At 68.4% G+C, this 22,205-nt stretch carries 19 protein-coding genes, 1 tRNA gene and 2 pseudogenes; 12 read left to right on the top strand and 10 right to left on the bottom strand.

All coding sequences use genetic code 11. The annotated features are described in order from the left end of the window. Positions 1 to 16: 16 nt before the first annotated feature. Together ABZU25_RS10175 and ABZU25_RS10170 are read right to left on the bottom strand one after the other, a co-directional pair. Complete coding sequence (locus ABZU25_RS10175) at positions 17 to 1,150, bottom strand: M48 family metallopeptidase (protein ID WP_355028994.1); 1,134 nt, start codon at positions 1,148 to 1,150, stop codon at positions 17 to 19. Positions 1,151 to 1,290: 140 nt separating this feature from the next. Beyond that, the gene (locus tag ABZU25_RS10170) at positions 1,291 to 2,019 is read right to left on the bottom strand and encodes a hypothetical protein (protein WP_355028993.1); all 729 of its coding nucleotides are present in this window, start codon (positions 2,017 to 2,019) and stop codon (positions 1,291 to 1,293) included. Positions 2,020 to 2,313: 294 nt separating this feature from the next. Between ABZU25_RS10170 and ABZU25_RS10165 the strand changes: the two genes are divergently transcribed. Next, on the top strand, positions 2,314 to 2,715 hold the full coding sequence (locus ABZU25_RS10165) for a rhodanese-like domain-containing protein (protein WP_088949799.1): 402 nt from the start codon (positions 2,314 to 2,316) through the stop codon (positions 2,713 to 2,715). A gap of 415 nt (positions 2,716 to 3,130) precedes the next feature. Here the strand turns inward: ABZU25_RS10165 and ABZU25_RS10160 are convergent, their stop codons facing one another. The 3 genes from ABZU25_RS10160 to ABZU25_RS10150 all read right to left on the bottom strand — a co-directional run bounded on the left by ABZU25_RS10160 (position 3,131) and on the right by ABZU25_RS10150 (position 6,998). Next, a complete protein-coding gene (locus ABZU25_RS10160) occupies positions 3,131 to 4,672 on the bottom strand; it encodes a cobyric acid synthase (RefSeq protein WP_355028992.1) in 1,542 nt (513 codons plus the stop codon). Continuing rightward, a complete protein-coding gene (locus ABZU25_RS10155) occupies positions 4,669 to 5,838 on the bottom strand; it encodes a cobalamin biosynthesis protein (RefSeq protein WP_355029038.1) in 1,170 nt (389 codons plus the stop codon). Before ABZU25_RS10155 ends, ABZU25_RS10160 begins: the two co-directional genes overlap by 4 nt. Positions 5,839 to 6,164: 326 nt before the next feature. After that, positions 6,165 to 6,998, bottom strand: coding sequence for a single-stranded DNA-binding protein (locus ABZU25_RS10150; protein WP_355028991.1), 834 nt, complete (start codon positions 6,996 to 6,998; stop codon positions 6,165 to 6,167). Between the two features lie 303 nt (positions 6,999 to 7,301). Here ABZU25_RS10150 and ABZU25_RS10145 point away from each other — a divergent pair, with 303 nt between their 5' ends. Then, the gene (locus tag ABZU25_RS10145) at positions 7,302 to 7,742 is read left to right on the top strand and encodes an HPF/RaiA family ribosome-associated protein (RefSeq protein ID WP_355028990.1); all 441 of its coding nucleotides are present in this window, start codon (positions 7,302 to 7,304) and stop codon (positions 7,740 to 7,742) included. Positions 7,743 to 7,876: 134 nt separating this feature from the next. Then, positions 7,877 to 8,815 (top strand): annotated as a pseudogene (locus tag ABZU25_RS10140) (alpha/beta hydrolase); the annotation flags it as partial. A gap of 335 nt (positions 8,816 to 9,150) precedes the next feature. Here ABZU25_RS10140 and ABZU25_RS10135 read toward each other — a convergent pair. Beyond that, a complete protein-coding gene (locus ABZU25_RS10135; RefSeq protein WP_355028989.1) occupies positions 9,151 to 9,846 on the bottom strand; it encodes a hypothetical protein in 696 nt (231 codons plus the stop codon). Between the two features lie 160 nt (positions 9,847 to 10,006). Here ABZU25_RS10135 and ABZU25_RS10130 point away from each other — a divergent pair. The 5 genes and pseudogenes from ABZU25_RS10130 (at position 10,007) to murF (ending at position 14,086) form a co-directional block, all read left to right on the top strand. Beyond that, a tRNA-Arg gene (locus ABZU25_RS10130) sits at positions 10,007 to 10,079 on the top strand. Positions 10,080 to 10,194: 115 nt separating this feature from the next. Beyond that, positions 10,195 to 11,161: pseudogene (locus ABZU25_RS10125) on the top strand (tyrosine-type recombinase/integrase); the annotation flags it as partial. A 247-nt stretch (positions 11,162 to 11,408) separates the two neighbouring features. Continuing rightward, positions 11,409 to 11,993 (top strand): hypothetical protein, encoded by a 585-nt coding sequence (locus ABZU25_RS10120; RefSeq protein WP_355028988.1) that lies wholly within the window; start codon positions 11,409 to 11,411, stop codon positions 11,991 to 11,993. A 42-nt stretch (positions 11,994 to 12,035) separates the two neighbouring features. Then, positions 12,036 to 12,461 carry a hypothetical protein gene (locus ABZU25_RS10115; protein WP_355028987.1) on the top strand — a complete coding sequence of 142 codons (426 nt, stop codon included), beginning with the start codon at positions 12,036 to 12,038 and terminating at the stop codon, positions 12,459 to 12,461. Between the two features lie 227 nt (positions 12,462 to 12,688). Further along, positions 12,689 to 14,086 carry a UDP-N-acetylmuramoyl-tripeptide--D-alanyl-D-alanine ligase gene (murF, locus tag ABZU25_RS10110; protein WP_355028986.1) on the top strand — a complete coding sequence of 466 codons (1,398 nt, stop codon included), beginning with the start codon at positions 12,689 to 12,691 and terminating at the stop codon, positions 14,084 to 14,086. A 3-nt stretch (positions 14,087 to 14,089) separates the two neighbouring features. On the opposite strand, the gene murC is transcribed toward murF, so the two are convergent. Beyond that, the gene (murC, locus tag ABZU25_RS10105; protein WP_355028985.1) at positions 14,090 to 15,535 is read right to left on the bottom strand and encodes a UDP-N-acetylmuramate--L-alanine ligase; all 1,446 of its coding nucleotides are present in this window, start codon (positions 15,533 to 15,535) and stop codon (positions 14,090 to 14,092) included. 1,003 nt (positions 15,536 to 16,538) lie between these two features. Here murC and ABZU25_RS10100 point away from each other — a divergent pair. Both ABZU25_RS10100 and ABZU25_RS10095 read left to right on the top strand, forming a co-directional pair. Further along, on the top strand, positions 16,539 to 17,894 hold the full coding sequence (locus ABZU25_RS10100; RefSeq protein ID WP_355028984.1) for a Tat pathway signal protein: 1,356 nt from the start codon (positions 16,539 to 16,541) through the stop codon (positions 17,892 to 17,894). A gap of 30 nt (positions 17,895 to 17,924) precedes the next feature. Further along, positions 17,925 to 18,419 carry an SAM-dependent methyltransferase gene (locus tag ABZU25_RS10095; RefSeq protein ID WP_355028983.1) on the top strand — a complete coding sequence of 165 codons (495 nt, stop codon included), beginning with the start codon at positions 17,925 to 17,927 and terminating at the stop codon, positions 18,417 to 18,419. A gap of 206 nt (positions 18,420 to 18,625) precedes the next feature. Here ABZU25_RS10095 and ABZU25_RS10090 read toward each other — a convergent pair whose 3' ends face one another. Then, the gene (locus tag ABZU25_RS10090) at positions 18,626 to 19,168 is read right to left on the bottom strand and encodes a hypothetical protein (protein WP_355028982.1); all 543 of its coding nucleotides are present in this window, start codon (positions 19,166 to 19,168) and stop codon (positions 18,626 to 18,628) included. A gap of 347 nt (positions 19,169 to 19,515) precedes the next feature. On the opposite strand from ABZU25_RS10090, the gene ABZU25_RS10085 reads away from it, so the two are divergent. Both ABZU25_RS10085 and ABZU25_RS10080 read left to right on the top strand, forming a co-directional pair. After that, positions 19,516 to 20,097, top strand: coding sequence for a hypothetical protein (locus ABZU25_RS10085; RefSeq protein ID WP_355028981.1), 582 nt, complete (start codon positions 19,516 to 19,518; stop codon positions 20,095 to 20,097). Positions 20,098 to 20,118: 21 nt separating this feature from the next. Then, a complete protein-coding gene (locus tag ABZU25_RS10080; protein WP_355028980.1) occupies positions 20,119 to 20,913 on the top strand; it encodes a hypothetical protein in 795 nt (264 codons plus the stop codon). Positions 20,914 to 21,223: 310 nt separating this feature from the next. Here ABZU25_RS10080 and ABZU25_RS10075 read toward each other — a convergent pair whose 3' ends face one another. Beyond that, the gene (locus tag ABZU25_RS10075) at positions 21,224 to 21,805 is read right to left on the bottom strand and encodes a GIY-YIG nuclease family protein (protein WP_355028979.1); all 582 of its coding nucleotides are present in this window, start codon (positions 21,803 to 21,805) and stop codon (positions 21,224 to 21,226) included. Positions 21,806 to 21,945: 140 nt separating this feature from the next. Next, positions 21,946 to 22,179: a GntR family transcriptional regulator gene (locus tag ABZU25_RS10070; protein WP_247661853.1), complete on the bottom strand. Its 234-nt coding sequence runs from the start codon at positions 22,177 to 22,179 to the stop codon at positions 21,946 to 21,948. Positions 22,180 to 22,205 lie beyond the last annotated feature (26 nt).

Raw genomic sequence — 22,205 nt, 5'->3', positions numbered from 1 at the left:
GCATCGTATGCCGGCCTTACCGGGGCGTGCCGGCGGAGCCCGTACCGTCACCGCCGTCCGCCGGTCCGGCACCCGGGGCGGCCCGGCCGGCGCGCTGCGCGCGGCCCGCCGCCTCGGTGGCGGCATCCACCCAGGAGCGGGCCCGACCAGCGGTGCCGCCGACCCACTCGCCGACGTCGCTCGCGCCGTCGCCGAACCGGCGCAGCAACCCGACAAGCGGGTCGGTGGAGCGGCTGAACTCCTCCCGGTACGAGTCCGCAGCCGCCTTGATCTCCTCGGAGACGCTTGTCGAGCTGTCGTCGTCGCGGCGCGGATAGTCCCCGGCCAGCACCCGCCCGTACGCCCCGGAGTCGATCCACTGGCGCAGTTGCGCCGCTCGCGCCACCGGCGCGGGATGGGTGCTCCACGCCGTCATCCGGATCTTGTGCAGGCTGTCGCGCAGGTCCCCGCCCCCGGCGTACTCGGCGGCCTGCTCCAGGAACGCTGTGGTGTCGACCTGGGACAGGTCACCGCCGCCGGCGAGCTTCATCAGCAGCCGCAGCGCGGCGGCCGGGTCCTGCCCGGCGAGCAGACCGGCCCGATCGGCGGACAGTTCCGCCTTGCGCCACCACTCCAGCATCGCCGCGATGATCGCCCGCAACGCGATCGCGCCCACCGGCAACCAGCTCAGGTTGGCCGCCCACCGGGTGAGGATCATGAGCATGGTCTTGTAGACCGCGTGCCCACTGCCCACGTGCCCCAACTCGTGGCCGAGCAGGCAGCGCAGCTCGTCCTCGTCGAGCTGCTGCACACACGCGGAGTTCAGCACGATGAACGGCCGGTCCAGGCCAACCGCCTCGGCACCCAGCCAGGGCGACTGGGTCACGTACAACTCGGGCAGTTCGGCCACGTCGAGCACCGCCGCCGCCTCGGTGTAGCGCTGCCACACGGCCGGGTACTGCCGGTGGTCGACCCGGATCCCGGACGCCAGCACGGACAGCCGGAAGCTGCGCTCGTTCCACATGCCGAAGAATGACCGCACCACGTCGTCGAACCCGCGCAGCTCTCGCAACGCGACCAGGGCACCCCGGTCGGCCGGATGCTCCCAGGCCCGCGAGCTGATCCCGGTGAGCGTGATCCGGCGCCGCGCGGGCTGGTCCGTCGCCGACATGATGAGTCCCCCGTTCGCCGCGCTCTGAGCGCTTTCGCGTTGAGCCGATCGCCGCGTGCCGTGACCGATGGCGGCCCTCTCGCATCGTCGCGGCCTCTCTCGCATCGTGCCGTAGCCGATGACGGCCGTCCACTGCCCGCTCAGCGGATGCGCACGTAGTAGCGGTCCGCGTCGTACGGCAGCGTGGGCGCGCCATCCACCAGCAGGTCCGCGCGGGCGGCCGTGTCGTCGGCGGCGAAGTGCGCCCGCTCCCCGGCGTGCCAGCGACGCAGCTCGGGCAGGATCTCCGACCCGTCCCGGGCGACCGCGCGGGCCAGCCGCAACGACGCAGGCGCGGTGACGAACACCGCCAGCGTCAACTCCGGCCGGACCACCGCACGGGCGGCGCTGACCCCCTCCACCACCAGCACCGGCGCCACCGGCACCGGCACCGGCCGGGCCAGGAAGCGTCGCCGCACCCAGCTGTAGCGCCGGTAGGCACCCGGCTTCCCTGCGCGCTGCGGGGCGAGCACCCCCTCGTCGAGCCGGGGCCAGAAGGTGACCTGGTCGCCCCAACCGTCAAGCAGGTCGTCGGTGTGCACCACGGGCGGGCGGTCACCGCCGAGCAGCGCCGCCAGGGCATCCGCGAGGCGCGCGGCAAACCGGCTCTTGCCCGCGCCGCTCGGCCCGTCGACCGCGACCAGCCGGGTCCGCCCCAACCGCGCCGGGCCCGCGAGCACCCGACGAGCCAGTTCGGCGTACGCCTCGACAACCACCACGGCCAGCCCGCCAGCCCGACGGCCAGACAACTCCCCGACCTCCCCGGCCCGGTCGACGTCCCCGGCCTCGTCGCGGCTCGACACCGGCCGGCCGGTGTTGGGACTCAGCACAGCCTCGCCTGGTGCATGACCGAAGTATGCCGTCATGGCCGCAGTCCAGAGATGATCGACTCCAGTTCATTGATGTCGCGGCATCCCCGAGAGCAGGACACCGCGATATCCCTGAAGCCGAGTGGATCACGCCGCAACAGCGGTCGACGTTGGCCGTGCTGACACGTCCGGCTGACCACCCTGGCCGGGCGCCGTCACGTCCGGGGGAATTGGGGCGGTGACGGGTGACGGGCGGCCCGTTCGCCGCCCGCGGCGCTACCAAATCGGCATGATCGGGTGGTGCTCCGAGACGTGATGAGCCCCGGTATCGACGCCCTACTCGAACAGGCCCGCGCCGGGCTGCACCGACTGACTCCGCAGCAGACCGTCGAGGCGGTCCGCGGCGGCGCGCTGCTTGTCGACACCCGCACCGACCTGCAGCGCCGTGAACAGGGCGACCTGCCGGGCGCAGTCGTCATCGACCGGACCGTGCTGGAGTGGCGGCTCGATCCAGCCAGCGCCTGGCGGATCCCGGAAGCCACCGGGTACGACCGGGAGATCGTGCTGGTGTGCCGGCAGGGCTACAGCTCCAGCCTTGCCGCCGCCAGCCTGCAGACCCTCGGTCTACGCCGGGCGACCGACATGATCGGCGGTGTGGACGCCTGGCTCGCCGCCGGCCTCCCCACAACCGACCGCCCAGCCGACATCCGCCCCTGAATCCCACCGCCTTGCCGGCCTCGCCACCGAGCCCGGTTCCCGATCGCGCTCGACCCAGGAAACAGGCCCCTCCCGAGGCCACGAGGCCACGACCACCACGAGGCCACGAGGCCACGAGGCCACGAGGCCACGAGGCCACGAGGCCACGAGGCCACGAGGCCAACGACCACCACGAGGTCCAGGACCACCACGAGGTCCACGACCACCACGAGGTCCACGACCACCACGAGGTCCACGACCACCACGATCGTGCACGATCGCGGAAGTGGTGACCCGCGACAGTCGTCCGCTCACGATCACGCCGCGCTGCCCCGCTCGCCCCCGGCACTCCGGACGGGACGGTGGATGCTCAGGACGGTGGGGGCCGGGTGGCTCGCGGCCCACCCCCGGAACTCCAGCACGGGACGGTGGGTGCTCAGGCCGGTGGGGGGCCGGGTGGAATGAAAGGCAGGCCGACGGGTGGGCCGGCTTCGATGAGCCGCCAGAGGGCATCGGTGTCCAGGTGCTCCTCGACCAGGTCGCCGAGCAGGTCGAGGGAACGCTCCCGGGCGGCGGCGAAGCTGGTCGTCGGCGCGACCCGGAACCCGCTGCGCCCGGCCAGGCGAGCCGCCTCGGTGAGAAACCACCTGCGGAACCCGTCGGACTCGAACGCCCCGTGCCAGTGCGTGCCGTGCACCGCGCCGAGCACGGCTCCCTCGCCGACACCGTCGTCGCCGGTCAGCAACGGGGTCAGGGTGGGGTCGGTGTGCGAGACGTACCCGTGGTGGATCTCGTAGCCGCGCACCTCGACGTCGCCGTGGGCGGTGCCCACCGACTGTCGGACGGTCTTGCGGGGATCGAAGGTGATCTCGATGGGCAGCAACCCAAGCCCCGGTACGCTGCCCCGCCGGCTCTCCACCGGGTCGTGGATGGCGCGGCCGAGCATCTGGAACCCGCCGCAGAGGCCGAGCAGTGGCTTGCCGGCGGCCACGTGGGTGGCCACCTCGTCGGCGAGGCCCGTCTCGCGCAGCCAGGCCAGGTCGGCGACTGTGGACTTGGAGCCGGGCAGTACGACCAGGTCGGCGGCGGCCAACTCGGCCGGCTCGATGGTGAGGCGCACGCGGACGCCCGGCTCGGTGGCCAGTGCCTCCACGTCGGTGGCGTTGCTGATCCGGGGTAGGCGGACGACCGCCACGTCCAACCACTCGGTGCCGTGCGGGGCCGCGGGGCGGCCGAGCACCCGGCCGTAGGCGAGGGAGTCCTCCGCGTCGAGCCACAGGTCCAGTGCCCAGGGCAGCACCCCGTACGTGGGGCGACCGGTGACGTGACGCAGCATGTCCAGCCCCGGCTGGAGCAGCCCGAGGTCACCCCGGAACTTATTGATCACGAAGCCGGCGATCAGCGCCTGGTCGGCCGGGTCCAGGAGGGCCACGGTGCCGAACATCGAGGCGAAGACGCCGCCACGATCGATGTCGCCGACCACGATGGTGGGCAGGTTGGCGTGCCGGGCCAACCCCATGTTGACGTAGTCACCGGCCCGTAGGTTGATCTCCGCGGGGCTGCCGGCGCCCTCGCAGATCACCACGTCGTACGTGTCGCGCAGCTCGGCGAGTGCCGCGTACGCGGTCTCGGCGAGCCGGGGGCGCAGGTGCCGGAACGTGCCCGCGGTGATCGTGTCGACCGCCTCGCCGAGCAGGACCACCTGACTGGCCAGGTCGCTGCCCGGCTTGAGCAGGACCGGGTTGAATCGCAGGTCGGGTGCGAGCCCGCAGGCGGCGGCCTGCATGGCCTGGGCCCGTCCGATCTCGCCGCCGCGCCCGTCCGGCCCGACGACCACCGCCGAGTTGTTCGACATGTTCTGTGCCTTGTACGGCGCCACCTTCACGCCCTGCCGGTGCAGCCAGCGGCAGATGCCGGCGGTGAGCACGCTCTTGCCGGCGTCGGAGGTCGTGCCGGCGACCAGCAGCCCGCCACTCACCGCCCGCTCCCCCGTCGCGCTCCGACAGCTCGCAGCCCGCGCCCGCCGGCACCAACCAGCCTGCGCCCACCGCCCGCGGCGACGGGACCGAGCCCACCGACCAAGGCGCCCAACCCGCGCCCTCCGGTCACGGCAGGCAGCCCGCGGCCTCCGGTCACGGCAGACAACCCGCGCCCTCCGGTCACGGCAGACAGCCCGCGTCGACTCACGGCGCCGACCAGACGGCCAACGGTCACCGGATAGAGGGCGGCCAGCCCAACCGCGGCCAGCCCGACCGCGCCGGAGATCCGGGCGGCCCGCTTGAGGTGACGCGCCTCCGGGCGGGGGCCGTCGCCGAGGAACGGCCGCACCTCCGAGCGCCCGAAGTAGACGTTGCGGCCACCGAGGCGGACACCGAGCGCGCCGGCCATCGCCGCCTCGCACTGGCCGGCGTTGGGGCTCGGGTGGTCGTTGCGGTCACGCCGCCACACCCGCCAGGCCCGTTGCCGGTCCCCATGGGCGACCGGCGCGACGGCGATGGTGAGCAGCCCGGTCATCCTCGACGGCACCAGGTTGAGGAGGTCGTCCAACCGCGCGGCCGGTGTGCCGAACCGGGCGTAGCGCGCCGACCGGTGCCCGACCATCGCGTCGAGGGTGTTCGCCGCCCGGTAGCCCAGCAGGCCGGGCAGGCCGGCGACCGCACCCCAGACGAGCGGGGCGACGACCGCGTCGGAGGTGTTCTCGGCGACCGACTCGACGGTGGCGCGGGCCAACTCCGACTCGCCCAACGTCGACGGGTCCCGCCCACAGAGATGGCCGAGGCGTCGCCGGGCAGCGGGCAGGTCACCGTCACGCAGCGTCCGACCCATGGCGGTGGCTTCGTGGCGCAGCGTGCGGCCACCCAGCACACCCCACGTGCCGGCGGCCACCAGCACCGCCCGGGTCACCGGCCGGTGCCGGGTAGCCGCGGCGGCGACCGCCCCGAGCAGCACCGGCCCGCCCACGGCCAGCGCGGTGAACGCAGCGCCCGCCGTCCGGTCCGGGCGGTAGAGGCGGCGCTCCAACGCACCCGCGGCCTGCCCGAAGCCGGCCACCGGGTGCCACCGGCGTGGATCACCGAGCAGCCGGTCCAGCGCGTACCCGCCGAGCAGCCCCACCGCGTTCGCCACCGGTGCGGTCCGTCGCACGTGCACCACCTCCAGGCCGGCCAGCCTAGACGAGCGTCCCGGAAGCCAGCCCGACCCACGGTGCGTTCGGGCGGCCAGCGCCTCGTGGCGGGCCGCGGCCGACGCTCCCCCGCTGACCTCACCGCTGCCGTCACGCGGGGTGACGACGCTTGTCGCGTCGCCACCCCGCCCCCGTCGTGCCAGGCCACGTGCGCCGTCCTGCCGCAGCGCGGCGATCAGCACCGGGCCTCGTACCGCTCGCTTGCCGCCCGGTCCGCGATCGTCGAACCGCCGCGATCGTCAAACCGCCGCGATCGTCGGACCGCCGCGATCGTCGAACCGATCGGTCAGGCCGGCTGCGGGATCCGGCCCCGACCACGCCGCCCTCGGCCGGACGGCGCCGGCTCCGGCTGCCCCTCGTCCGGCACCGGCCCCAACTCGTCGTCCGAGTCGCGGTCGGCGCTGTCGTCATCCGCCTCGGGCGGAAGCCCCAACTCGTCATCGAAACCGGCCGGAGCACTGCCCGGCCCGATCTGCCCGCTGGTCGGGGAGACCCTGCCGGACGAGGAAAGCTCGCCGGACGAGGAAACAGCGTCGGTCGAGGAGGCCTCGCCGATCGAGGGACCGTAGCCGTCCATCGGGTCGTCAACGAACGGGCTGGTTCGCAGCGCGGCGTAGTCGGGCAGCTCGAAGTCGTCATCCAGCGGGCGGTCGTCCGGCAGCACGGGCTCGTGCCCGGCCGGCACCGGCTCGGTGGGCTCCCCGTGCACCCGACTCTCGGCCTCGGCGTCCTCGGTGGTGCTGGTGGTCATGCTCGGCCGATTGCGCAGGAAGCGGGCCCGCCCCCGGGACAGGTCGTGGCCGACGGCAACTGCCTCCAACTCGTAGAGGGTGCGGTGGTTGCCGGCGTCGTCGGTCCAGTCGCGGGTGTAGAGCCGCCCGCAGACCACCACCGGATCCCCGACCATCACGGAGGCCGCCACGCCTTCGGCGAGCTTGCGCCAGCAGTTGACGCGTACGCGCAGCGAGTTGCCGTCGACCCACCGGCCGGTGTCCCGGTCGAGTCGGCGGGCGGTGGAGGCGACCTTGAAGTTGGCCACCAGTGTGTTGCTCTGGGTGGTGCGTCGCCATTCGGGCGCAGTCAGCACATTGCCGACAATTGTTACGTAAGTGTCGAACATCGTCCCTCCAGGGGGATCGGGGCCTACCAGCGCGAGTCGACTCGACACCGAGCCTCGGTGCTCCGGGCCAGCATCGCCAGCGCCCATCCCGAACCTGTGGACGACGAACCCACCTGTGGACAACGCCCTGATCACGCCCTGATGTGGTAGGCCCGACCCACCTCGCGGGGCGTTGGCGGTTTCCCAGACCAACCACAGTGGGTAAGCACTTGATCAAGCACCACCGACAGCTCCACGTCGACGAGAGGTCAGCGCCATGATGATCACCAGAATCGGCTCCGCGATCGCTCCCGAGGCGCGGCGATGAGCGCCGCGGCGAACCCGGCCACCGTCGCCGAGTGCCTGCGGGTGGGCGCCGGGTTCTCGCAGGGCGACCGCAACTGGATCGCCGAGCAGTTCGCCACGCTCGACGCCCGGCTGGCCGGCTTCCACGCCGACGCCACCGAGCTGGAGGTGTCGGTGAAGGACCGGGAGGCGCGTGGTCAGAAGGTCACCCTGGAGTGCTGGATCGCTGGCCGGCAGAAGATCGTCACCACCTCCGCGGAGGAGGACCTGCACGCCGCGCTCAACGACGTCCGCGACGATCTGCGCCGCCGGCTCAACGACGCCAAGACCCGCCAGGAGCCCCGGCACAACAAGCACCTGCGTGACATCCCACAGCCTCAGGGCGAGCTGGACCTCACCGACGACCAGGAGAAGCTGCCCGCCGCCGACCCGAGCCGCGCCGACGCGGAAACGGCCTGACCCACGTCCCGTCCCCGCGATCCTGCACCCTCGCGGCCATGCACGGCCGTCACAGGCTGCGACAGGAGCAGGATCGCGGGGCGGGCGGGAGCGCGGGCTACCGCTGGGTAGGTTGGCGGCGTAGCGTCGCGTTCGTGGAACCGGACGTGTTGGGGCCGCCGTACGAGCGGCAGACGATCGACCTGGGCACCGACGACGAAGGACCTGTCGTCGCGACAGTGGTCCGGCGGCGGGCCGAGCGTCCCACCGGGCGGGCCGTCCTCTACGTGCACGGGTTCGTCGACTACTTCTTCCAGACCCACCTGGCCGACTTCTTCGCCGCGCGCGGCTGGGATTTCTACGCGCTCGACCTGCGCAAATACGGTCGCAGTCTGCTCCCGGGCCAGACCCCGAACTTCTGCCGCGACATCAGCGACTACTTCCCCGAGTTGGACGCCGCCGCCGAGATCATCCGTAAGGACGACGGACACGACACCCTGCTGGCGATGGGCCACTCCACCGGCGGTCTGATCATCTCGCTCTGGGCGGACGCCCGCCGCGACACCGGCACCGTCGACGGCCTGGTGCTCAACAGTCCCTTCTTCGACCTGAACGCCCCCTGGGCGGTACGCCGACCCCTCGCGGCCGCCGTCTCCCGGCTGGGCCGCAGGGCGCCGCACCGCATCCTGCCGTTCGGGCTGGGCACGGTGTACGGCGAGAGCATCCACTCCGACCACCGCGGCGAGTGGACCTATGACCTGGCATGGAAGCCCCTGGCCGGGTTCCCGGTCCGGGCCGGCTGGCTGAACGCGATCCGCAGCGGCCAGCGCCGGCTGCGCGCCGGTCTGGACATCCAGGTGCCGGTGCTGCTGGCCTGCTCGACCCGCTCCTTCCGGGGCACCCGGTGGCACGACAACGCGACAGTGGCCGACGCCGTGCTGGACGTCGAGCACATGGTCCGGTATGCGCCCCGCCTCGGCCGCCACGTCACAGTGGCCCGCTTCGACGGCGGGTTGCACGACCTCACGCTCTCCGGCCCGGCCGTCCGCAGGAAGGTCTTCGACGAGGTTGGCCGCTGGGCCGAGGCGTTCCTCGCCGCCGGCCCCACCGCCCCGGCCGACCGGGTCACCGCCGACCCTGCGCCGACAGACACGTCGGCAGTCGCCCCGGCCACCGCCGACCCTGCGCCGACAGACACGTCGGCAACCGCCGACCCTGCGCCCGCCGACGCGCCGCCGACCGTCGAAGCCCCGACCGGCACGGACTCGATCATCGGCGGGGCCGGGCTCCCGAAGAGCCGACGTTCCACTGTCGACGCCGCAGATACGGCGGCAGCGGGCAACTGACCAGTACGGAAGGCGACGCGGCTCAGCCATCGCCGGGCGTCGCGGGCGCTGCTGAGACCTCACCGGGCGACACCAGGCACAGCTCAGACGTCGCCGGCCACCGCCGGGAGGACCGCACGGATCCGGTCGAAGGTCACCACCGGGTGCTCTCCGATGCCGGGCAACACCAGGCCCAGGCAGTACGGCGACAACTCCCCGGTGGCGTCGGCCTGGACGACGAAGACCGGCGCGCCCACGTACCCCTGCGGCAGTTCGGTGGTGATCCGCACGGCGTCCCCGTCGCGGACCACCCGCTCGATCGCGACCTCCAGCGGACGCGACCCGTCTTCGCGTACCCCGTGGGCCAGCACGAAAGCGGAACCGGCGTCGGCGGTGAGGCGGGCGACCACCTCGGGCTCGGCGGCGATCCCCGCGGGCACCGGCTGGACCCGCCACCGCCAGCCGCCGTCCCCGGCGTACCGGTGCAGGCCGGCGGTCGGCAGCACCGCGACGCCGTCGCCCGGGAAGCGGGACCAGCCGGGCACGATCTCGACAGCGGGAACGGTGGCCGGGGCGACCCCGGCCGGCTCGGTGACGCTCGCCCGCAGCCCCAGCTCACCACCCGGCGCGCCGACCAGGTCGGCCGCCGTCAGCAGCGACTCCCCCACCGGGTCCTCGCCGCCCCGGAAGAAGAACGCGGTGCCGAAGTCGTCGCCCGAGCGGTACGGCAGGATGGCGCGACCGACGATCTGGCACAGCTCGTAGGCGACGTCGTTCTCGACGTCGGGATCCAGCAGCACCAGCCAAAGGTACGGTCCGAGGCCAGGTCGGTCCGTGGGAACCCGGATGCCCGCCGCGCGGTCGACGTGAGACCCTGCTCGGCAACGCGGACGCGGGCACCCTTTTCGCCGCCGGGCAGCAGGGCGGCGGTACCCTCTGGGCGCGACGTCCACGCCACACGCGCCCGTAGCTCAGCGGATAGAGCAGGGGACTTCTAATCCCAAGGCCGCAGGTTCGAATCCTGCCGGGCGCACAGGTACTCCCTTGATCTGACCGCCTTGCGTGAGGCTACTCGTGGTGCGAGCGCGCTGCGGTGGCCCCGTGCCAGCCTCCAACGGACGCACCAAGCGCCAGCGCGGCGAGATCGAAACCCTGCCTAGCGGTGGCGCTGGATCGCCGTCAGCCCCGCCGGGCAGGCTGAACCACCTGCGCCGCCGCAGCCGCCAAACCCGGCCGAAGCCGCGCGCATCATCAATGGGGCGTGGCGTGATCCGGACTGGGTCGCGCTGGCCTGGCTCGCCATGACGACGGGCGACCGACGCGGTGAGCTGTGTGCGCTGCGCTGGCAGCATCTCGACCTGGACGCCGGGGTGTTGACGCTGTGGCGCAGTTCCTACCTGGACGAGCACGGCGAGCTGCGGGAGAAGGACACCAAGACGCACCAGCAGCGGCGGTTGGCGCTCGACCCGGAGACCGTCGAGGTACTGCGTGAGCTGCACGGTCGGTCCCTTGACAGTCTGGCGCAACTCGACGCCGACACTGCCGTTTACGTCTTCTCCCCCGAGCCGGACAACAGCCGTGGCTACCGGCCCGACACCATCACCCAGCGGTATAGCCAGCTCGCAACCCGGCTCGGCATCACCAGCCACATTGACGCCCTACGCCACTACTCGGCGAACCGAACTAATTAACGCGGGCGTCGACGTGCCGACGGTCGCCGGTCGCCTCGGTCACGGCGGTGGCGGGACCACGACGCTCAGGGTGTACGCCGCCCGGCTGTCGGAGTCCGACCAGCGGGCCGCTGGGACGTTGGCCGCTCGGATGCCGCCGCGCCCGGTCGCGCCGACGCAGCGCACCATAGCGAGTAGTCCGTACCAGAACATTGCTGCCGAGCTGCGGGAGCAGATCGCGGCCGGTCAGCTGCGGCCTGGCGACCAACTCCCCGCTGTTGCCGAACTGTCTACGACGCATAGCCTCTCAGTCGGAACCGCGCACCGGGCCGTGGCTCTGCTCGCCAGCGAGGGCTTGGTAAACGTTGCCAGGGGTCCACGAGCAGCCGTCGCAGATCCTCGCGTCGAACTGGCACAAGATGGCGTTGAAGCCAACCCGGTTTAGGGTGCCGTCCTGCATTCGGGCCACCCCACGCCGGTTACTGAATCGGGGCGAACACCCTTTACGAGATCAAGTTGGCACCCTGCGCCTACTTGTTCTCGACCGGCGACACGGAGATGCCTCTCGGCATCTCTCACCATCGCTTGTCGCGGTGCGGCCTGTTGAGGGCTAGATGAGGTCCGATGCCCCGCAATCGCCCATGCCGCCCTGATAGCCGGCCGCAGGTGCGACTCTCCCTTACCGTGTGCCCATGCTTCTATCTGCGCCGGAGCCTGCGGGACAGCCGCTCTGGCAGGTGATGGCCGTGACTGCCATCCCAGCACTTGCGGCCGTCATCGCAGCCTTCATCGCCGGCCGCTACGCCAAGTCGTCTAAGTCAAGCGAGCACGAGGCTCAGCGCCTCCGAGACCTTGAGTCGCGGATTTCCGATCGAAAATACGAGACGTACAAGCCGATGATCGCTCTCTTTGGCGACATACTGAACAAGGAGAAGGCGGCGGAGGTACTGAGCGGGCAGAACGTACCAACCCGCCTCCATGAGTTCGCTACCTGGGCGAGTATCTATGCTTCGGACGACGCCGTGCGGGCGTTCCGAGACCTCATGCAGGCTTCTTATACTGACGCGCCGGCACCAGTCATCTTGCGCCTCTACTGCGAATTCGTCCTATCGGCCCGTCGCGACATTGGCCACTCAGATACGACCACAACCGCTGAGGAGGTCCTCGCGATGCGCGTGAACGACCTCTATGAGGATGACGGCCTCCGGTGGGTGGTCAGGGAACCGTTTCAAGAAGTGTGCAGGCGGGCCAACTGGTCGCCGCCTTGGGCTTGCTGACAGCCGCTTACCCTTGCCTAGAACCACCAACTAGGAGAACCAATGGACGTCGGTGGAGCCTTTACAGGCTTTGCGACTGCTATCGCAACGATCTTCGGACTGTCCCGAGCTTCTCGCCTCCGGCATGCCATCGATGGCAACGTGAAGCTATTTTCTGAGATGAAGACGCACGAAGAACTGAGCGCTGCAGGCACGAAACTGGCCGAGTTAATCGATCTTCAAGTGAGGCGTCTCTTGGAGATCGGCGACGGTAGTGTCAAGAAGGAACGTGACCCAGGCGGCGGCTTCGTCGGCATACTTTTCACCGCGCTCTTCGCATTGCCGATCTATTGGCTGGCACGCATAGATCACTGGTGGGCCGTACTTCTCCTGGTGGCGGACGTACTGTTTGTGCTTGTGCTTCTGGGCGCAACCATCTCTGCTTATCGCTCACCGCGCAGGAGGAAGCCCGAGGACGACACTGCCTGAACGGCTCTGGCAATCACAAGCGCTCGCCTCTCCAAGTGTTGGGGATCTCCTGGGCGGGCAGCCGCAGACCGTCCAGCCTCCCCTGATGGCGACAGGGCCGTTGGGCTGGTGAGGCCCTTCCCCTCCTGCCGGGCGCACCTTCACGCAGCAGGTTTGACCTCAGCAACACCGACCAATGGATCGGGCGCGGCACCTGCTCGACACGATAGGTTCATCCCGTGCTCCCGATGACCCTGGAAGAGATCACAACCTCGATCGGCGGAGCCGTCCACGACGCCCCCGACGCGGTGATTGTTACGGCCCCGGTGGTGTTCGACAGTCGGCGCGTGGAGCCCGGCGGGATGTTCGTGGCGCTGCCGGGTGAGCGCGTCGACGGACACGACTACGCCGCCCAGGCAATTGAGGCCGGCGCGGTGGCGGTACTGGCATCACGACCAGTCGGGGTGCCGGCGGTAGTCGTCGAGGACGTGCCCACCGCATACGGACGCCTCGCTCGCGCGGTGGTCGACCGGCTGCCGCAGACCAGGGTTATCGGTATAACTGGCTCGGTAGGCAAGACATCGACCAAAGACATCCTGGCGCAGGTGCTTCCGGCCTTCGGTCCGACCGTCGCCAACCGTGGATCGAACAACAACGAACTTGGGTTGCCCTACACGGTCACCCGCGCCACCACCGGCACCCGCTATCTCGTGTTGGAGATGGGCGCGCGTGGCATCGGGCACGTGGCCTACCTAACTCACATCGCCCCGCCCACCGTCAGCGTCGTCACCCGCGTCGGGCATGCGCACCTTGGCGAGTTCGGGTCGGTGGAGAACATCGCCCAGGCCAAGGGTGAGATCGTGGAAGCGCTGCCCGCAGCGCACGACGGCGGTCTAGCGGTGCTCAACGCCGACGACGAGTTGGTAGCCGCCATGGCGAGCCGCACCAGCGCCCGAGTGCTCACCTACGGCATCGACAACCCGGCGGACGTGCGGGCCGAGAATGTGACATTGGACGAGGTGGGTCGCGCCGGCTTCCGGCTCGTGCACGACGGCCAGACCGCCGAAGTGCGGTTGCGCCTCTACGGGCTGCACCAGGCGTCCAACGCCCTTGCTGCCGCGACCGTCGCTCTCGGGCTGGGCCACCCAATCGAGGCCGTGGCCGAGGCGATTTCTCGCGCCGAGGCGGTGTCACCGGGCCGGATGCAGGTCACCACCCGCGCGGACGGGGTGACGATCATCAACGACGCCTACAACGCCGCGCCTGACGCAATGCGCGCCGCGCTACGCGCCCTGCACGCCATGACCGCCGACGGTCAGCGGGCGGTTGCGGTGTTGGGCGAAATGCACGAGCTGGGCGAGCATGCCGCACAGGTGCACCGCGAGATCGGCCAGCAGGCAGCCGAAATTGGGGCCGGCTGGCTGGTGGCGATCGGCGGGACGAACGCCGATCAGTACGCGACCGGGGCCGCCGGCAGTGGCACGGCGGTTGATCGGGCGGCGGACGTGGCCCAGGCGTGGGAACTGCTCCGCGATGGGCTACGGCCACGCGATGTTGTGTTGGTGAAGGCATCGAACGGCGCCGGGCTCCTCGCGCTCGCGGACAAGCTGATTGAGGAACCCGGCGCTGTCACCGCGCAGGCGTAGGGGTCAGGCGGACAACGCGACCTCGGAGCGCTGGCTGAGGGCGTCCAGGACCGCCGCACCGTAGCCGGTCACGCCGCCGGTGCCCATCGTCAGGACCACGTCACCGCGACCGGCCATCCGCCCGACGAGCCGGGCCACATGATCCGGACCGAGCGGCAGGCAGTATTGACCGTCGCGCAAGTGAGTCACGATCACTGTGGCGTCGGCCGCCGGCCGTCCCTGGGGCACGGTGCCGTGCACGTCAAGCAGCAGGACGTAATCGGCTTTGTCCGCCAGGAGCCGGCCGATCCGCCTACCGAAGGCCAGCACCCGGGCATGCCCGGACGGCTGGAACACCACGATGACCCGGCCGCGAGCCAAGGTACGCGCGGCCTCCAGATCGGCGGCGATCTCCTTCGGGTGGTCCGAGTAGGAGTCGATCACCGTCACCCCGGCCCGAGTGTTGACGTGCTCGAAGCGACGGCGTACCCCGGTGAAGGTGCACGCCGCTCCCGCTACGTCGGTGGGGTCCAGGCCCAGGGCCACCGCACACGCGACGGCCGCAACCGCGTTCTCCAGGTGGTGCGCCGCCGGAGTCGGCAGAGTCAGTCGCACCGTCGTTCCGTTCGGCATCCGGACCGTCGCCGAAACGCTCCAGCCTTCGGCGTGCACGTCGAGCAGGCAGATATCGGCCGTGCGGCTCCGGCCGTAGCGCAGCACCGTCAGATCAGGTCGCTCGTCGGCGATGACCTCGGCGGCCACGTTCGCGCCCACGCAGTCGGCGTTCGCGATCAGGAACCCGCGAGGAGCGATCCGGCAGCCGAACTCGACGTAGGCACGCATCACCGCGGCATGGTTGACGAAGTTCTCCGGGTGGTCATCCGTGACGTTGGTGATGATCGCGATCGACGGGTTGAGGAAGTGGAACGACCGGTCCGACTCGTCCGCCTCAGCGACCAGCAGCCGGGAGCCGCCGAGACGGGCGCCAGAGCACGGCCCGGTCAGGTCAGCCCCGATCAGGTAGGTCGGATCTTCGCCGAGGGTGCGCAGGATGTGGGCCAGAATGCCGGTCGTGGTGTTCTTGCCGTGCGAGCCGGAGACCGCGACGAGCCGCCGGTTGGCGCTGAGAGTGTCGAGGACCTGCGCCCGGTGGACCACCGGGATGCCAGCGGCACGGGCCGTTCCGATCTCCGGCGCATCCTGGGCAACTGTGGTGTAGACGACGCAGCTCGCGCCGTCTACGTGGGAGGCGTCGTGCCCCACGTGCACCCGCACGCCCGCAGAGGCCAGGGCCGCGAGTGTGGCGGAGTCGTTCAGGTCGCTGCCGCTGACCTGGTGGCCCAGTTCGGCCAGCAGCCGGGCAAGGCCAGACATTGCCGACCCGCCGACGCCCACGAAGTGCGGACGGGACAGGTCAATCGGGCCGGTGTAAGCCTCGATCGTCGGGTTACCAGTGATCGTGTCGGTCATGGTGCCGTGTCTCCTTCGATGTGAGAGCTGACGGGTTCCGTGCCGTGAGCTGACGTGCGAGGGGGTCCGCTCCTTCCGACGGGTGCGATTGCTTGCGCACGGCCGAGGTGTCCTCGGGTCACCTCCTCGGCCGCGCGGGTCCAACCGATATGCGTCGGCCTGTGGGGCGAGGCCGGAGACGGTGGCACGCCACCGCCGAAGAACGGGAGATAGCCAGTAGCCGGCGGCGCAGCACCAAACGCCTGTTGCTTCCGCCCTCGCTTGCGCGCCGCGCGGCACGAGGGACACGCACACGGGCGGCCACCAGGGAAGCGGAGTGACCGGTGCGGGCGATGCCTTGGTCGGACCAGATCCGCGTCGTCGTCATCCATGTGCGCCGTCACTGCTTCCGCAGGGTGAGGTCGCGACGCCGCCCAACGACGGCACGAGACGATGCCCCGAAGAACGCAGGGCCGCCGATCCGACGCGCGTTGATCAGCTCAGGGCGTGTCACTCCCGGGTTGCGCCTGGGTAGACGCAGCGAGCGGCGGAATACTCGAACGGCTTCTTCGCGTTCCGGGCACGACCCCGGCTTTCCGCAGCCGGCGCAACAACCATTGGCGCTCAGAACCGTGTGCCAATCCAATACCAGTTGCGCCCTGTCGATCTGCCCGCCGCCGGAGTAGGTAGTCAAAGCGATTTCGCCTCCCGAGGGGCAGGGCACGCCGCATGAGTAACAACCTTTCGTCCACGCGGCGCACCCTGCCCGTCACCCACCACTACGGCGCACACCGCTCGTAGCAATGGGGATTCCGTCCAGATTTCAGCCGCACAAGACCGACGCGACGCAGGGTTAATGTATTTGCCGATTCGTCGTCGTCTTGCGTACCTACAGCGAATCGCAAACCACCGCCGTTCGGTACTCTGTGACGCACCTCGAAGCGGTGAACGTGGTGAAAGATCGACTTCTATGCGGGGGTACACAGTGCCGCAAGCGGGACCCGGCAACACCAAGCTCGCAGCCGTGATCGCGGAAGCTGGGATGTCCCATGCCGAGGTGGCACGAGCACTGGTCCGCGTCGCTCAGGAAAGCAACGCGGACGAATTCATTGGGGTCGGCCGGTCCCACGTCTCGCACTGGATCGCCGGCTCGAAGCCCTCCGGGCGAGCACCCGTGCTGCTCTGCGAAGCGTTGTCACGCAAGCTCGGACGTGTGCTGACCTTGGAGGACATCGGTCTACCGACTCCACTGCTGTCCTCAGCGGACATGCTTGGGTGGCGAGTCGATACGCTGGCTGCGCTGACCGAACTCGGGAGAGTCGATGTGGACGCTGAGCGCAGGCGTGTTCTGGGCACTGCCGCCTACTCGCTCGCTGCGCTTGCCCTGCCAGCGGAACCCTGGTGGAGGCGCATGGCCGAGCTGGGCCAAGCGCGAGGCGCCCCCGCTGGCAGGACCGTAGGCAGAGGCGACGTTGACGCCGTCCATGACATGGTGTCGCTGTTTTCACGCGTGGACCAGCGCCGGGGCGGCGGGCACGCCAGGTCAGCAGTGGTTCAGTACCTCAGCTCCGACGTGGCGGGTTACCTGCGCGGAAGCTACGCCGACGAGATGCTGAGACGGGACATGTTCACCGCCGCCAGCGAGCTTTCTTACCTTGCGGGCTGGATGGCGTTTGACAATGGCGAACACAACGTCGCGCAGCACTACTTCAACATTGCAGTGAAGTTGGCCGCCGAAGCCAACAACCCGGCAATGGCTGGCCACGTCTTGCGGGCAATGGCACATCAGGCGATCGACCTTGGGCACCACAAGCACGCTCTCAGCCTTGCCAATGCCTCGGTGCACGGCGACCGCTACGAGACGGCAGCGCCACGGGAGCGCGCGCTCATCGGAGTGGTCCATGCTCGCGCCCTAGCAGTGAACGGCGAGACCCAAGATTCGGCCCGCGCGCTGATCCGAGCAGAGGACGACCTTGCCGCCGCGACCCACGGGGACGACGAGCCCGGACGAGTCTTCTTCTTCGCTGAGGCCAGCCTCGCGCACGAGACCGCATGCGCATTGCGTGACACCGGCGACCTGGCGGGGGCGACAAGTCATTTCCGCCGCAGTGTCAGGACACGCAAAGCGGCATCCTTCACCCGAACCCACGCCGTCACGCTTGGTTACCTCGGGGCAGTGCAGGCCCGACAGGGCGAGATTGAGGAAGCCTGCGCAACGTGGTCCCGCGCCCTCGACGCGATGGATGGCGTTCGCTCGGGCCGTACGCGTCAGGTAGCCGCCGAGATGCGCGCCATCCTCTCCCCCTATCAAAACCGCAGGATCCGAGGGGTCGAGGAGATCGATGCACGCGCCAAAAGCTACCTCTCTACTTCTGCCTAGACGAAGTCAGCTACAGACCGGGAGGCCCGAATGGCAGCCGAAGAATTCACGGTGGAGTCCATTGCTCGCGTCGTAGGGGGAAGAACCGAGCCAACAGACGACTACTGGGGTGGAACCAGAGCTGTCATCCGTGTCGATGAAAAACGCTTTACTCCAGAAGCCACCAAAGGGCTTGAGGAGTTCTCCCACCTTGAGGTCGTGTTTCGCTTCCACCTGACCGATCCGACTGACCTGAACCTTGGTGCACGTCGCCCCAGGGACAACCCGGAGTGGCCGGAAGTCGGCATCTTTGGCCATCGCAACATGCGTCGGATCAACTGGCTGGGCGTAAGTCGGTGCCGCCTGGTCAAGGTCGACGGGCTTGATCTGCACGTCGAGGACCTGGACGCGGTGGACGGTACTCCAGTCCTCGACATCAAGCCGTGGTTCTCAGAGTTCGGGCCACGGGGCTCGGTGCAGCAAGCTAGGTGGAGCACCGATATGCTAGAAGGCTATTTCGCCGCACAAGACGATCAATCGGCCTGATGGGCGGCGCGCGCCCGCACCCCTGTCGCACCCATCGCTTAACGGGATCGCCGTGACTGATCGCCATGACTGAATCTCTGGGACGCGACCGATCTTTCAGTGCTGACGGCCGCCGTCAAGATCTGCAACTAGGGCCGAGCGGCGCGGCGGCCGGAGCCATCGTCAAGCGCCTTCGCCATCTGATTGAGCGGTCAGCCTTCATGAGTCTAGCGCTGAATGCGGTGGATACGGATGCCAAGGAGTGAGGTAAATCCGTCAAGAAAGACCGAAGCTGCGACCCGTATGGCAGCACCAAAGAATCCGAACGGTGAGTTCTCGTCCAAGACTATCTTTCGGGAGGACGACACAACCCCCAACTCCCGACGCACGGCTTCGATAAATGCAGAATGCAGCTTGGCGGCAGTTGCAGTCACATCGTTTCCCGATGAATGCCCTTTGCTTATAGCGGCCTGGAACAGGTCACTTGCAGCGACTTGCACATCGGCCGATGCCAACAATTGGACCTCAGCAAGGGCGCCCACCAATTCGTGGTCCATATCGTGTTCTGCCCGGTCCTCGTATACCCTCCGTCGGACCTGATGTATGAACTGCACATAAGCGCGACGTCGTTCATCGTCCCACCGTTGCCGACTCTCCCGGCGCACACGCCTGCGGTCCATGGCGACGACCACGACTTGAGCCGTTGCAACGGCAGCGAACGCAAATGCACCCGACAGCGCTGGAACGCCCCACCACGGAGTTTCGGCCATTGGGGCAGGTTACTGCTGCTAGGCCAGTTGGCCAATCGCCAGTACGTAGGACTTCTTCGTCGGGCAGTCGGAGGTTGTCCACGTCCAGCCTCCCCGGGCGCGGGGGCGAGGTGGAGCGCCCTACGGCACGAGTCTCAACGGTGGAGTCAAGGTTTGACGTGGTGAACGAGAGATTTGAGATCAGACCGAGCGACCCGTCGACCTGCGTGCATGGGTCTCTAGCAGCGGAAACGCTTCCAACAACTTTCACTGCTCCCCAGCTGCCGCTGGATCTCTTGCGGAGGGGGATGCGGCCAGCCAGACATCGAGTTGAGTACCGATCGCGGTGATGGGCCATGCTTGAGTGCATGGAGCCAGAGAAGGTCCTCAACGAGCTGCCGCCGCCAGAAAACCTGGCATTAGGTCAGGCGTGGCTTTGGACGAAGGCCGCCATGGTCCCGGCCGAACGCCTCCTTAACGGGCCAAGCTCCGGGCTCCCCGATGCCCTGCTGCTGTTGGTCGCTCTGCGCAACGTCCATCGTGCTGCCACCATGGCACTCCGGCACATGCGCAACCCCAATGCCAGGAAGCATCTGGCCGATGCGGTGGCGCAATTTGATAAGGCGTTGCCGGGACTGGTTCAGGCTCGTGACGTCGTGGAGCATTTCGATGAGTACGTCCTGGGCGATGGCAACATACAGAGGCGCTTGAGGAGAGAAGCCGCCTCCAACAGGAATGATCTTTCCGAGGCAGAACTCGCCGAACTCTATGCGCCCCGGCTGCGTGGCACGGGAAGCCACCCACTAATCTCGATCGGCCCGCACACGATCGACGTCACGAGAGCTCCGGATGCCTCGACTTGGCTCCTTTCAAGGATCTATTCGGCTGCGGATATTGAGCAGAGAAAGCCGTCGGATCCTCCCCCCTCTATCTCGCCTCGCCGGTCATGAGCGGCCTCGGAGGAAGCACCAGTGGCCCCGGAGAAGGGTTGCTCCATTTTTTCCACGGCCCCACCGAACTGGGAAGATACGTGGTCGGGGTTGCCAGCAGCAGGCCAGGAATCGAGGTTGGTGGTGGATTCAGAACAGGTCTCTTTCGAAACTGCATTTGAGCATTATTCTCTTTATCGTTGGAAGATCGAGCGCGATCCTGCGCAAAGGCTCGTTGAGCTGTGGGGCAAGGTGGCGAATTCTGAACTTCATCCCGACGTCAAGATTGTCCTTACGGACGTTGCCTGGGCGTTGGCGGCTTTCGAGCGCGCGCATGAGATCCTGGAATTCAACGCACTCCGTGTGGAAAAGTTCAAGAGCAACGGAGCGCCGGCTGTTATGACCCTCCTGTCTGGGCCATATCGCGGTTCACTAGACTACAATCTGACGATATCGCTCTGGATGGATATCGCCGATGTGTTTGTATGGTACCGCACGATCTGTGAGCGGCTGGGCAAGCTGAAGACCTGCGTTAGAAAGACTGTCTTGCCACTCAATATGTCCGAACTGGAATCGCAAATCGACACCCTGAGACGACGGAGGGTTCCCGCATTCGGTGGAGCAACCGCCGTTGATCTGGCGAACGAACTTCTCCACAAATCTCGCCACCCCGTAAGCGCGACCGACCTCTCCCTGAACCTCTATTGGACGGGCGAGAAGCATGAAGTCGTCGACTTCACGGAAACTGGCGAGGCAAGGTCGTCACTAGGCGAACTTCGCAGGCTCTCGGTAGAGCAGGTCGTTCGGTTTATTGCCCGCCTTGTCGAGGTGACCTGAGTCCAACTGAACGCTTCCTGCACTCAGGCTCTTAACCTTGTCGGATTCCGTCATCCAGCCAGCGGTCTGACCAGCGGCTAAAGCTGGTGCTTGACTTTGCCTGCTTGAATGCCGAGCCATGGAACGTAAAGCTCTCAAAGGCCATGTAGCGCCGAGTTGAATAAGCGGTAGGCCCGCGTAATCGCCACGAGAGCGTCAACGGGCCTGTTGGACAAACTGAAGAGTGCCGGTTCCTGGATTGTTTCTGGGATTGTCGCCGGGATCGTCAAGATCCTGGGACAGTAACGTCCGCCTGAAACCCATCCACGCTTCACGGGAGCAACCGTGCCTGCGCCCGTTGTACGGCACGGAGCGCGGAGAGCTGGCCGTGGAATGAGCCATGCCGGTTCTGGTCGAGGTTGAGTGGGAGCACGCAGGATCGGATCAGCTTTTCCTCAAGCTTCCACGGCTGATCCGTCGCGACCCACACGACCTGGGCATGCTCTGCCATCCAAGCGGTGAGCTGGTTCTCACCCTCTCGACCGAACGTCAGCCGCGTACCGCTCCCGACCCGCCTCAGGCCAATCCCGAGTTCGTCGGCAAGAAGCGCCCCAAGTGTCAGCCGGAGCGTCGAGCCGGCTGCGTTACCCCGGTAGTGATAGCGGATTCGGTTGCGGATCGTCTGCCGACTCGCAGGGCGCCCGTTGCCCGGGGGTGCCTTCGGCGAGATGCCCACGTAGAGCAGCACCGCCGCGTCCTGCTTGTGGCAACCGACGAGCGGTACCAGTGGTGGCGGTGACGTGAAGTACCAGGCGTAGACACCAGGAGCCGCAGGTACTGGGCAGTCGCGCCCACGGACCTCGTCAGCCGAAAATAATCGAGGGGGATGAAGCAAGGCTTCCTCTGGGACCACTGGCACTCCTCATCAATGCCGCTGCGGTGGCCGTACAGCCATTCGTACCACCAAGCCTCCCAGCCAAGGCCGACACAGTCCGACAACCGCCGACGGCCTGAGGCAGGGCCCGATCAGCGATAAACCTGCGTCAGCCGTGGTCAGCCCTGTTCGGCAACGAAGGTGCCGCGCGCGTGCACGGTGACGACCAGCCCTCGATCGCGTAGCTCGCGCATGGCCATCCGCACGGTGCCCCGCGCTACGCCGTAGGTCTGTTGTAAGTGGAGTTCGCTCGGCAACGGCTGCCCGGGGCGCAGCTTGCCCTCCTCGATCTGCTTTGCGAGCAGGTCCGCCAACTGCCGGTAGATCGGCACATTGGACAGCGGACTCGTCATGGGCGGGAGCGTAGACACGCACATGA

Origin of the sequence: Micromonospora sp. NPDC005215, from assembly GCF_040607915.1 — a bacterium.
Taxonomy (GTDB): Bacteria; Actinomycetota; Actinomycetes; order Mycobacteriales; family Micromonosporaceae; genus Micromonospora.
This window is presented reverse-complemented; position numbering and strand designations above follow the sequence as displayed.